At 69.9% G+C, this 9,704-nt stretch carries 10 protein-coding genes; 2 read left to right on the top strand and 8 right to left on the bottom strand.

The window, feature by feature from the left end:
* From AB7F93_RS13710 to arfB, 3 genes are all read right to left on the bottom strand, one after another.
* On the bottom strand, positions 1-1,540 hold a 1,540-nt coding region (locus AB7F93_RS13710; protein WP_428303470.1), incomplete at its 3' end, for a 3-hydroxyacyl-CoA dehydrogenase NAD-binding domain-containing protein.
* Between the two features lie 10 nt (positions 1,541-1,550).
* Positions 1,551-2,759, bottom strand: coding sequence for an acetyl-CoA C-acetyltransferase (locus AB7F93_RS13705; RefSeq protein ID WP_428303469.1), 1,209 nt, complete (start codon positions 2,757-2,759; stop codon positions 1,551-1,553).
* A 68-nt stretch (positions 2,760-2,827) separates the two neighbouring features.
* Positions 2,828-3,235 carry an alternative ribosome rescue aminoacyl-tRNA hydrolase ArfB gene (arfB, locus tag AB7F93_RS13700; RefSeq protein ID WP_428303468.1) on the bottom strand — a complete coding sequence of 136 codons (408 nt, stop codon included), beginning with the start codon at positions 3,233-3,235 and terminating at the stop codon, positions 2,828-2,830.
* 133 nt (positions 3,236-3,368) lie between these two features.
* On the opposite strand from arfB, the gene folE reads away from it, so the two are divergent.
* Positions 3,369-4,091 (top strand): GTP cyclohydrolase I, encoded by a 723-nt coding sequence (gene folE, locus AB7F93_RS13695; protein WP_428303467.1) that lies wholly within the window; start codon positions 3,369-3,371, stop codon positions 4,089-4,091.
* Positions 4,092-4,113: 22 nt separating this feature from the next.
* On the opposite strand, the gene AB7F93_RS13690 is transcribed toward folE, so the two are convergent.
* The 5 genes from AB7F93_RS13690 to AB7F93_RS13670 form a co-directional block, all read right to left on the bottom strand.
* Positions 4,114-4,635 carry a DUF2182 domain-containing protein gene (locus tag AB7F93_RS13690; RefSeq protein ID WP_428303466.1) on the bottom strand — a complete coding sequence of 174 codons (522 nt, stop codon included), beginning with the start codon at positions 4,633-4,635 and terminating at the stop codon, positions 4,114-4,116.
* 252 nt (positions 4,636-4,887) lie between these two features.
* Complete coding sequence (locus AB7F93_RS13685) at positions 4,888-5,568, bottom strand: DUF1326 domain-containing protein (protein WP_428303465.1); 681 nt, start codon at positions 5,566-5,568, stop codon at positions 4,888-4,890.
* Between the two features lie 47 nt (positions 5,569-5,615).
* A complete protein-coding gene (locus AB7F93_RS13680) occupies positions 5,616-6,509 on the bottom strand; it encodes a VOC family protein (RefSeq protein WP_428303464.1) in 894 nt (297 codons plus the stop codon).
* 124 nt (positions 6,510-6,633) lie between these two features.
* Positions 6,634-7,368 carry a class I SAM-dependent methyltransferase gene (locus AB7F93_RS13675; RefSeq protein ID WP_428303471.1) on the bottom strand — a complete coding sequence of 245 codons (735 nt, stop codon included), beginning with the start codon at positions 7,366-7,368 and terminating at the stop codon, positions 6,634-6,636.
* A 76-nt stretch (positions 7,369-7,444) separates the two neighbouring features.
* A complete protein-coding gene (locus AB7F93_RS13670; RefSeq protein ID WP_428303463.1) occupies positions 7,445-7,897 on the bottom strand; it encodes a CBS domain-containing protein in 453 nt (150 codons plus the stop codon).
* 251 nt (positions 7,898-8,148) lie between these two features.
* Here AB7F93_RS13670 and AB7F93_RS13665 point away from each other — a divergent pair.
* A partial coding sequence (locus AB7F93_RS13665; protein WP_428303462.1) for a cobalamin-dependent protein occupies positions 8,149-9,704 on the top strand: 1,556 nt, incomplete at its 3' end.

Genomic DNA, 9,704 nt, shown 5'->3' with positions numbered 1-9,704 from the left:
CGCCCTCGGCGAGCATGGCCATGCCTTCCTCGAAGTAGGTGCTGAACACGCGGCTGGTGAAAAAGCCGCGGCTGTCGTTGACCACCACCGGCGTCTTGCCGATGCGCGCCACGAAGTCGAGCGCCTGGGCGAGACAGGTGTCGGACGTCTTCGCGCCGCGGATCACCTCCACCAGCGCCATGCGGTGCACCGGCGAGAAGAAATGCAGGCCGATGAAGTTTTCGGGCCGCGGCCAGTGCTTGGCCAAGCCCGTAATCGGCAGCGTGGACGTGTTGGAGCCGAACAGGATGTCGGGGCCGGTGGCCGCGGCGGTCTTGCGCGTGGCGTCGGCCTTGATGTCGCGCTGCTCGAACACGGCCTCCACCACCAGCTCGCAGCCGGCGAGCACGGCGTAATCGGTGGTCGGCGTGATGCGGGCCAGCACCGCCGCGCGGCCAGCGTCGTCGAGCTTGCCGCGCTCGACCTCGCGCGTCAGGAGTTTTTCGGCGTGCGCCTTGCCGCGCTCGGCCAGCGCTTGGTCGCGGTCCAGCAGCACCGTCTCCAGCCCGGCCGTTGCGCAGGCGTGCGCGATACCGCTGCCCATCAGGCCCGCACCCAGCACGCCCACCTTGCGGAACTCGGCCTTTGGCACGTCCTTGGGGCGCGCCTTCAGCTTGCGGGCGTCGTTCAGCGCCAGAAAGCCACTGCGGATGAGGTTCTCGGCCTGCACGGTGCTGGCCGTGACGCCGAAATAGCGACTCTCGATGTCGAGCCCGGCGTCGATGGGCGAGGACACGCCCTCGTATACGCAGGACAGGATGTTCTTCGGCGCCGGGTAGTTGCCGGCGGTGCGCTCGTGCACCTTGGCCACGGCCACCGACATGAACTCCTGCACGCCGGGGTCGGTGAGATCCCCGCCCGGCACGCGAAAGCCCTTGCGGTCCCACGGCTGCTCGGCCTTGCCGCCGGCGAGGATCCACGCCCTGGCCTTGTCGATCAGCTCGGCCGCCGGCACCACAGCGTTGAGAATGCCGGCCTTCAGCGCATCCGCCACCGGCAGGCGCTTGCCTTCCACCATCAGCGGCACGGCGGCGCGCACGCCGATCAGGCGCGGCAGGCGCTGCGTGCCACCGGCGCCCGGCAGCACGCCGAGCGTGACTTCCGGCAGGCCGATGCGGGTTTTCGGGTTGTCGGCCGCCACGCGGTAATGGCAGGCGAGGGCCAGTTCCAAACCGCCGCCGAGCGCCGTGCCGTTGATGGCCGCCACCATCGGCTTGCCGGCCGTCTCCAGCCGCCGAAAGACCGTGTTGATGGCGCGGCTGGCCGCTTCGAGCTTGGCGAGCGACCGGTCGGCCAGAAAATCCTGCACGTCGGCGCCGGCCACGAAATCCTTCTTGGCGCTGGTCACGACGATGCCCTTCACGGCCGGATCGGCCAGCGCCTTCTCGACGGCCGCCACGTAGGCGGCGGTGGCGGCGTCGGTCAGCGTGTTCACGGACGCGCCCGGCACGTCCCAGGTGAGGATGGCGACGCCGTCGCCGTCCACGCGGTAGTCGATCATCGCGGTCTCCTTACAGGCGTTCGATGACGGTGGCGGTGCCCATGCCGGCGCCAATGCACAGCGTGACCAGGCCCGTGCCAAGGCCGCGGCGTTCGAGCTCGTCGAGCACGGTGGCGATCAGGATGGCGCCGGTGGCACCGAGCGGGTGGCCGAGCGCGATGGCGCCGCCGTTGACGTTGATACGGTCCATCGGCACGCCGACCGCGTCGGCAAAGCGCAGCACCACGGCGGCGAAGGCCTCGTTGACTTCGTACAGATCAATGTCGCCCGGCGTCATGCCGGCGCGCTTGAGCACCTTGTGCGTGGCCGGCGCCGGGCCGGTCAGCATGATGGTGGGCTCCGAGCCGATGGAGGCGAACGCGCGGATGCGGGCGCGGGGCTTGAGTCCCAGCCGCTCGCCCGTCTCGCGGCTGCCGATCAGCACCGCGGCGGCGCCGTCCACGATGCCGGACGAGTTGCCGGCGTGGTGCACGTGCTCGATGCGTTCGAGTTCCGGGTAGCGTTGCAGGGCCACGGCGTCGAAGCCGTAGTCGGCGCCGAGCTTCTCGAACGACGCCGGCAGCTTGGCGAGGCTGTTGGCGGTGGTGCCGGGGCGGCGGTGCTCGTCGTGGTCGAGCAGCATCTGCCCGTCCACGGCATACACCGGCGCCACCGAGCGGGCGAAACGCTTGTCTTCCCAGGCCGCGGCGGCGCGCGCCTGCGACTGCGCGGCGAAGGCGTCCACGTCGGCGCGCGAGTAGCCGTACAGGCTCGCGATCAGGTCCGCCGAAATCCCCTGCGGCACGTAGTGGCTGTGGAAGGCCACCTGCGGGTCGGCGTACCAGGCGCCGCCGGCCGACGACATCGGGATGCGCGACATGGACTCGACGCCCCCGCCGACCACCAGATCCGACTGCCCGGACATGACCTGCCCCGCCGCCATGTTGACGGCCTCCAGACCCGACGCGCAGAAGCGGTTGATCTGCACGCCGGCGACCGACTCGGCGTAGCCGGCGTCGATGGCCGCCACGCGGGCGATGTTCGAGCCCTGCTCGCCGACCGGGCTCACCACGCCCATGACCACGTCGTCCACGTGGGCGGTGTCGAGCTGCAAACGGTCGCGCAGCGCGTTCAGCACCGTGGTGGCGAGCCGGATCGGCGGCACCTGGTGCAGCGCGCCGTCGGGCTTGCCGCGGCCGCGCGGCGTGCGCACGGCGTCGTAGATATAGGCTTCCGGCATGGTGGTCTCCGGCTGGGTGGAGCGGGCGAGAAGGGCGCAAATGTTCTCACGAACGCCCGCACGAACGGTCAGTCGTTAAGGCCCGGTTTGCGGCGCAGGCGCTTGGTGGCGCCCGCTTGCTGTTTGGTGTCGAGCCGCCGTTCGCGCGAGGCGCGCGTGGGTTTGGTGGCGCGCCGCGGCTTGGGCGCCTGACTGGCGGCTTCGAGCAGCGCCGCGAGCCGCGCCAGCGCGTCGGCGCGGTTGCCTTCCTGGGTTCGGAATCGTTGGGCTTCCAGCACCAGCACGCCGTCGGTGTTCAGGCGCCGGCCGGCCAGGCGCGTCAGGCGCTCGCGCACGGCGTCGTCGATGGCCGTGTGGCCGCGCGTGTCGAAGCGCAATTGCACCGCGCTCGACACCTTGTTCACGTTCTGCCCGCCGGGGCCGCTGGCGCGGATGAACACGAATTCGAGGTCGCGCGGGTCGGGGGTGATGGCCATGCGGGGCACGAAACAGGCGGCGGATGAGACGGCATTGCACCACAGTTGGCGGTCGCGGCCGGCGCGCGGCGCGCCGTGCCCGCCGGCGGGATTCGGTTTAGCATCGGGGCATCGCGAGTTATCGAGTTCCCCCATGAATCAGCCCGATATGCCGCCCGCGGGCGGTGTCGCCGCCAAGTCGTCTGTCTCCGATCGCATCCGCGCGCGTCTTGAGCGTGCCGGGGTGCGTTTTCACGCCAACGACAACATTGCCGCCTTCATCGAGCCCGGCGAGTTGCCGCTGCTGCAGGCCGAGGTCGAGGGCAAACTGGTGGACGTGCTGCACACGCTGGTCATCGACACCGGCAGCGACCACAACACGCGCGAGACCGCCCGCCGCGTGGCGCGCATGTACGTGAACGAGGTGTTCAGCGGCCGCTACCGGCCGGCGCCGGACGTGACCGAGTTCCCGAACGTGGAACGCCTGAACGAGCTGATGATCGTCGGCCCGATCACCATCCGCAGCGCCTGCTCACACCACCTGTGCCCGATCATCGGCAAGGTGTGGATCGGCGTGCTGCCGAACGAGCACTCGAACCTGATCGGGCTATCGAAATACGTGCGCCTGGCCGACTGGGTGATGAGCCGCCCGCAGATTCAGGAAGAAGCCGTCAAGCGCCTGGCGGACCTGTTCGAGGAGCGCATGCGCCCGGACGGCCTCGCCATGGTCATGGAGGCCGATCACTTCTGCATGCAGTGGCGCGGCGTGAAGGACACCGACTCGAAGATGACCAACAGCGTGATGCGGGGCGTGTTCCTGACCGACGCCAGCCTCAGGCGGGAGTTCCTGGCGCTGCTGAAGAGCAAGACCGGGTAGGGCCACAGGGGCCGGCGGTGGGTCAAATCCCGGCGAGCAGGACGGCGCCGACGCCGATGGCAACGCCACCACTCGCCTGCGCCAGGCGGCGACCGATCGGCAGCACCTTCTCGGCCAGCACATAGATGGCGATGGCCGCCACCCAGGCCATGTTCATCACGCCGACCAGGAACAGGATCAGCATCAGCAGCCAGCAGCAGCCGACGCAGTAAAGCCCGTGCTCGAAGCCCATGCGCACGGTGCCGGCGGGGCCGTTTCGCCAGTGGCCGAAGAAAAAGCCGAGCGGCGACTGGCAGTGGCGCAGGCAGGCGTACTTGAGCGGGGACCATTGGTACAGACCCGCGCCGATCAACACCAGGCCCGCGATGCGACGCGATTCGATGGCCATGGCACCGGTCAGCAGCGCCAGATCGTGCAGGAACCACTGCACCCCGGTGGCGCCGACGCTGAACAGCGTCCAGGCGGCCAGATAGCCGAGCACGAACAGCCCGGTCCCGGCCAGCGCCCAGCGGTCCTGGCGCTGGCGGGCTGCGGTGGCGTGCAACAGCACCGCCGGTGTGCGGCGGGCAGCATCATGGCCACCATCATCACCGCCCACATGGCAAAGGTAATGGCCACCTCGTCCGGTCCGAGCACCATGCGGTGCGCGCCGAGCGAGGCCATGGGGCCCATGTCGGCCGTCATGCGGGCACCGATTTGAAGCGTGTACCACCACGCCAGCGTGGCGAGGCCCGCGAGGCACAGCGCGATGATCCAGCCCTGCCGGCGCAGCACCGCTTCCAGCATGCCGGCTGACTCAGGCGCTGCGGCGGTCGAAGCGATAGGCCACCGGCGGCGCCGAGCCGTTCCACGCAAACGGCGCGAAATGGCCGTTGTTGGTGTGCGTGTCGTCGTCCCAGTCGATGCCCGGCAGGTGCGCGTGGCTGCCGGTGGCGACGCCGAGCGCGAGGCGCCGGCTGACCGGGTGGCCGACGTTGTCGAGGTAGAACGGCTCGCCGTTGTTGACGCGCGACAGGTAGCCCTCGACGCCGATGTCGATCAGCCCCGGCACGCGCACGGTGCGCCGGTTGTGTTCGATATGAAACTCGACCGGCCCGTACTGCACGCCGGTGAAGGTCTTGATCATCGGCTGCATCATCGCCAGCGGGCCCCCGGCCTTGCCGGTGACGATGGCCTCCAGCGCCGCGCGCTGCTCGGCGTTGGCCCTGGCGTCCACCACGGCGGCCGCCGTCCAGCCGCCCTGGCTCATCACGAGCGCCGTCTTGATGATGAAGATGAAGCTCAGATCATCGAGACGCACCGTGCCGAACTGTCCGCTCTCGATATGCAGGCAGATCACCGCGATGCAGTGGTCACCCACGTCCGGCACGGCCGGCCTCGACAGCGCCGTTGAGTTGCTGAAGATGCACGGGCACAGGTACTCGCAGCTGCAATTCTCGGCGTACTGGCCGGAAATGCTCCAGGCGAAGTTGGTCATGGCGCGCTCTCCAGGCTTGCCGGGCCGGTGTCCGGCGGGACGGGGCCTTACGCGGCGGGTGCCTCGCCGGTGGCCGGCGCGTGGTGGCCCCACAGGGTGAAGCGCGTCAGGTGCCGCTGGCGCCAGTTCTCGTCCACGCGGTAGCCGTCGGCGCCGACCTCGTACTCGAAGCCGGACGGCGTGCGGCCGTAGAACGAGTACGCGCCCTCGGTGTGGCGGCCGAGCAAGTGCGTGACTTCGACGCCGGCAGCCCGCGTGCGGTCCCAGGCCAGGCCGACATCGTCGATGCTCGGCACCTGTACCTGGAAGTGCGCGATGCGCTTGACCGCCGGCACACCGCCGGCCAGCGCGATCGAGTGATGGCGGGGATTGGCGTACAGGAACACCGCGGACAGCACGATGCCGCCCCATTCCTCGGCGCCGGTGTCCGAAATCGACAGGCCGATGACGTCGGTGTAGAAGCGCGTCGCGGCGTCGAGGTCCGGCTGCACCACGATCAGGTGGCCCATACCCATGTCGCCGGTGACGAAACCGGCCGGTTGCACGGCGGAGCCGAACCGGGTGGGCGAAATCTTCAGGCCCAGGCACAGTTCGAGCGGGTTGCCCCACGGATCCTTGAACAGCACCAGATGGTCCACGTGCCGGGCGCGCAGCTGTTCGGGCGTGCCGTGTTGCAGCTCGATGCCCGCCGCGCGCAGGCGCCCGCACAGGGCGTCGAACTCGGCGCGGTTGTAGGCGGCCAGGCCGAGCGCGCACAGATCGTCGGCCGGCCCCTGCTGCACGAACAGCCGCTGCTCGAACTCGTCCATCCGATAGGCCAGCGAGCCGTCGACGTTCTGCCCGTTGGCCGTGAGGCCGATCACCTGCGTCAGCAGCCGATCCCAGGCGGTCGTGTCCGACGCCTCGAAACCCAGGTAGGCAAGCTCCAGTCGAGCTGTCATGCGTTCTCCTCCTTCGATTGGGCGCGCCGCCGTTGGCGCGCCAGAGCCGTGATCGATGTGTCCGCGAAACGTCGCCTTCCACGCCGGCGGGTCGGGCGTTTCAATTATGCCGCGCGGGGCGCGCTCAGGCAGCCGGCGCCGCGGGCTGCTTGCGCAGGATCAGCGTGAAGCCGGTGCGGGTGTAGATGCGCACGCGCAGTTGGCGCAACGCGTAGCGGCCAATCTGGATCAGCAGGTCGAGCGGGGCGAAGTCCGAGCCGAGTTCCTGAAAAGGCTTCTGGCTGTTCAGCCGGTACACCTGCTCCAGTACCGTGTACTGCTGCGATACCCCGGCCCGCGTGCGCTGGCGGCGTGGTGCGACCAGGTAGCTGTGCAGCACTTCCGGGTTGTAGGGCTTCAGGTGCGACAGGTCGCTGTAAAAGGTGGGCGACAGCAGCGGCGCGCTGACCGCGAGGATGCCGCCCGGGGCCAGCACGCGGTCCATCTCGCCGACCAGGGTGTACAGGTCGGCCGGCGGCAGATGCTCGATCAGGTGACTGGTGTGCAGGAAGGCCACCGCGCCGTCCGCAAATGGCAATTGCTCCGGCGCGCGGTAGGCCTGCCCACAGCCCAGCCGCTCCTGAAGGCGCGCCACGCTGGCGGGGTTGGCGTCGAGCAGGGCGAGGCGGCGGTAGCGGGCCGGCAGGTTCAGGCGAGCGGCAAAATCGCCCTCGCCGGCGCCCACATCGACCACGATGGCTTGCGGGTCGGTCGGCAAATAGGCGCCTGCCAGGTCGTAAAACGGGTCGCGGCGCGTGGTCGCGTAGCGCTGACGCATGCGCAGGTCGCGCCGCCAGCGGCGCCAGGCGTTGTCGATCATTGCCACCTGAGAGCACACCGGCGGGGACTGGTGGCCAATTGTAAGCGGCGTCCCGGCGCGCCGCCGGCCGGTGCGCTCAGCCGCTGCGGCGGCTCACTTCCTGCCGTTGCTCGCGGTTGATGATGCGGGCGAGGCTCACCAGCTCCTCGGCCACCAGTTCCAGCAGGTCGTCGGCGCTGACGATGCCGATCAGCTCGCCGCGCAGGCCGACCACCGGCAGGCGGCGCACGCCGCGGTTGCGCATGCGTTCAAGCACCTGCCAGATCTCGTCGTTCTCGTCGGCGGTTTCGAGCGGCTCACTCATCACGTCGCCGGCGCTCACCGCATCCGGCGACACGTTCTTCGCGACCAGCGCCAGCACGATGTCGCGGTCGGTGATGATGCCGACCGGGTAGACCACGCCGTTGGCGTCGCGCGTTACCACCACGCTGCCGACGTGATGCTGACGCATCAGTTCGGCGACGCTGCGCAGCGAGTCGTCCGGGCTGGCGATGATGACGCCGCGGCTGCAGATGTCGGCTATGGGCATGGCGGCTCTCCGGGGACGGGGGCGCGGGCATCGTGCGGGCTGTGGCCGTCGTCGGCCATGACCCGCGTCAACCGCCGCGGTAGGCGCTGGCCCCCATCCTGTCGCGGCGCGCTGTGGCGCCAGGCAGGCCACCGATCCCGGCCGGCGTTGATTGACGCGCACACGCCCGACCGGGCGGACCTGTCCCTGACGGCCGTTTAGAATTCCGCGCCATGCCAGCCTGTGCGCCGGCCCGATTACGGAGCTCTTCCATGCAACCCCAGCGCTCGCCCGACGCCGAGGCCGCCCCCGCGGCCCGCCCGCTGCGCTTCGTCACCGCCGCCTCGCTGTTCGACGGCCACGACGCGGCCATCAACATCATGCGTCGGCTGATGCAGGAGCAGGGTGCCGAGGTGATTCACCTGGGTCACAACCGCGGCGTGCAGGAAATCGTCCGCGCCGCGCTGCAGGAGGACGCCGACGGCATCAGCGTGTCCTCGTACCAGGGCGGGCACGTCGAGTACTTCAAGTACATGGTGGATTTGCTGCGCCAGGCCGGTGCGGCGCACGTGCGTGTGTTCGGCGGAGGCGGCGGGGTCATCGTGCCGGCCGAAATCCGCGAGCTCGAAGGCTACGGCGTCGAGCGCATCTACAGCCCGGAGGACGGCCGGCAGCTCGGCCTCGACGGCATGATCGCCGACATGCTCGCGCGCACAGCCCGGCACCGCGTGGACACGCTGCCGACGCGCCCGGCGGACGCGGCGGATCACCTGGCGATCGCGCGCTGCCTGACCGCCATCGAGAACCACCACGGCGACGAGCCGACGCGCACGCGCTTTGCGGCCGTGTGGCCCAGGGCCGCCGCCAAGCGCCCGCCGGTGGTCGGCATCACGGGTCCCGGCGGCGCCGGCAAGTCGAGCCTTACCGACGAGCTGCTGCTGCGCTTCGTGCGGCACTTTCCGGATCTTCGCGTGGCCATGCTGGCGGTCGATCCCACGCGCCGGCGCACCGGCGGGGCGCTGCTCGGAGACCGCATTCGCCTGAACGCGCTGGCTGATGAGCGCATCTTCATGCGCTCGGTGGCCACGCGCCGCTCGCACCTGGCGACGTCCGCGGTGCTGAAGGACGAGATCGAGTTCCTGGCCGACTGCGGTTTTGGCCTGATCGTGGTCGAGACCGCCGGCATCGGCCAGAGCGACACCGAGATCGTCGACCTGGTCGACCTGCCCGTGTACGTGATGACCAGCGAGTACGGCGCCGCCACGCAGCTCGAAAAGATCGACATGCTCGATTACGCGGAACTGGTGGTGCTGAACAAGTTCGAGAAGCGTGGCGCGGAGGACGCGCTGCGCGACGTGCGCAAGCAGTGGCGGCGCAACCGCCACGCCTTCGACGCGCCGGACGAGGCGGTGCCGGTGTTCCCGACCATCGCGAGCCAATTCAACGACCCGGGTGTGAACTGGCTGTTCGTGTCGCTGTGCCGGCGCCTGGTGGAGAAACTCGACCTCGACGCCGCCCGCTGGACGCCGGACCTCGACGTCACCGTCCGCGAGCCGCGCGCCAAGGCGCTGATTCCGGGCCACCGCAGCCGGTATCTGGCTGACATCGCGGGCGAGGGCCGCGCCATCCGCGCGCGTATCGAGCGCGAGGCGGACGCCGCGAGCCTCGCCCAGAGCCATTACGAGAGCCTGAAGGCGCTCGACGACCCGGCGCTGCCGCAGGCGCTCGCGGCGTACCCGCCCGAGGCGCTCACCGACGGCAGCGACCGCACGCTGCTCGTGTTGCGCCAGCGCTACAACGCCGCGCTCGGCGAGCTGTGCGACGAGTC

The organism is Immundisolibacter sp., from assembly GCF_050250495.1.
Lineage (GTDB): Bacteria > Pseudomonadota > Gammaproteobacteria > Immundisolibacterales > Immundisolibacteraceae > Immundisolibacter.
This window is presented reverse-complemented; position numbering and strand designations above follow the sequence as displayed.

What these genes read in the sequence shown, in the direction of transcription:
- arfB (WP_428303468.1), bottom strand. Translation starts at nt 3,235, where the DNA reads ATGGCCATCACCCCCGACCCGCGCGACCTCGAATTCGTGTTCATCCGC.
- AB7F93_RS13670 (WP_428303463.1), bottom strand. Translation starts at nt 7,897, where the DNA reads ATGCCCATAGCCGACATCTGCAGCCGCGGCGTCATCATCGCCAGCCCG.
- AB7F93_RS13685 (WP_428303465.1), bottom strand. Translation starts at nt 5,568, where the DNA reads ATGACCAACTTCGCCTGGAGCATTTCCGGCCAGTACGCCGAGAATTGC.
- folE (WP_428303467.1), top strand. Translation starts at nt 3,369, where the DNA reads ATGAATCAGCCCGATATGCCGCCCGCGGGCGGTGTCGCCGCCAAGTCG.
- AB7F93_RS13705 (WP_428303469.1), bottom strand. Translation starts at nt 2,759, where the DNA reads ATGCCGGAAGCCTATATCTACGACGCCGTGCGCACGCCGCGCGGCCGC.
- AB7F93_RS13675 (WP_428303471.1), bottom strand. Translation starts at nt 7,368, where the DNA reads ATGATCGACAACGCCTGGCGCCGCTGGCGGCGCGACCTGCGCATGCGT.
- AB7F93_RS13680 (WP_428303464.1), bottom strand. Translation starts at nt 6,509, where the DNA reads ATGACAGCTCGACTGGAGCTTGCCTACCTGGGTTTCGAGGCGTCGGAC.